This is a genomic window from Wolbachia endosymbiont of Tuta absoluta, assembly GCF_059414725.1.
The window spans coordinates 1-1,272 of the sequence record NZ_JBNRJY010000514.1; the positions used below are offsets into that span (position 1 = coordinate 1).

The 1,272-nt window shown below is 33.4% G+C and carries 1 protein-coding gene and 1 pseudogene; one reads left to right on the forward strand and one right to left on the reverse strand.

Features of this window, described 5'->3' with window-relative positions; genetic code table 11:
* Positions 1 to 285 (reverse strand): GNAT family protein (locus ACJ5GX_RS05710; protein WP_495292793.1); only part of this gene is annotated, 285 nt, incomplete at its 3' end.
* A gap of 16 nt (positions 286 to 301) precedes the next feature.
* Here ACJ5GX_RS05710 and ACJ5GX_RS05715 point away from each other — a divergent pair.
* A pseudogene (locus tag ACJ5GX_RS05715) lies at positions 302 to 1,135 on the forward strand (MFS transporter); the annotation flags it as partial.
* Positions 1,136 to 1,272: the final 137 nt, after the last annotated feature.

The window sequence follows — 1,272 nt, forward strand, 5'->3', positions numbered from 1 at the left end:
GATCTGTTTAGGTGGGAAATCATGTTTGTTGTAATATTGAATATAACCAATATCAACTCCATCACAATTAATAATGAATGCGTGCATTGGTTTTTCAATAATTTGTGTCTTAAATTTCAAACGTTTGAATCCTTTAACGTAGTTGCTATATTTTTTCTCAATTAACTCTGGTGTCCAATTTATATCCGTATCCCACCACTTCTTTATATGGGGCATTTCTACCCATTTTAATAATAGTGAAAAATGTTCTTCTTTCAACGCTTTAAATGTGATATTTTTATTCATTAATTAAAGATTTTAAGTGTTACTACCGTTTTTATTAATTCTATCTCTAATTGCTAAGTTCATTGAAATTGATATTTCTGTACCTAGTTTTCCTGATATAGTACTCTATTTTAACGTACCGGAAGGCACAATTCAATTAACTATTGCTTATAATTTTTTAGGCGTTTGCATAGGAGGGTTATTTTTTGGTCCATTGTCTGAATGCTATGGCAGAAGAAGGATGATGATCATAGGCAACACTTTGCTACTCATCGGTGCTGTTGGCTGTGTTTTTGCGCTGTCAGTTTCTTGGCTTTTAATCTCTCGCTTTATTCAAGGCATTGGTGTTAGCACATCTGTAGTTGTGTTTGCAATTATTGCAGACAGCTATAAAGGCAACGAAGCAGTAAAATTTATTGGAATCATGAATTCTATTATCACAGTTCTCATAGCAATTGCACCAGTATTAGGCAGTTTCATCAACAAAATTGTTGGGTGGCGTGGTAACTATGCAAGTGTTGCAATACTTTGTTTCATCTCTTGGGTTTTGCTGCTTTTTCTGTTACCAGAAACAAAAAAGGACCGTGATATTTTTAGTCTAAAAAAAATGATGAAAGACTATAAAAAATTATTATCAAGTTCAAAATTTATGGTGTTGTCTTTGGCACAGAGCCTTTTTTCTGCGGCTTATATGTCATTCATTACTTGTGGCCCTTTTTTGTATATGGAAACTTTTGGTTTATCCAGCACTATTTATGCGCTACATCAAGGTGCAATGGTTGGGTCTTTCTCACTAATTAGCCTGTTTTCCAGTAAGATCTTAAAGAAACTTGGAGCAATTTGGTGTGTAATTTCCGGTACAGGCGTAATTCTTACTATTACCCACAAATATAAATGGACATAAAAATAAAGTATTACAACATTAAAGTTTGCAAACATTGAGGGTAAAAAATGGCAAACAGGAATAATGAATGGGCTGAAAATGAATTTGGAGATGCTGTACTTGGA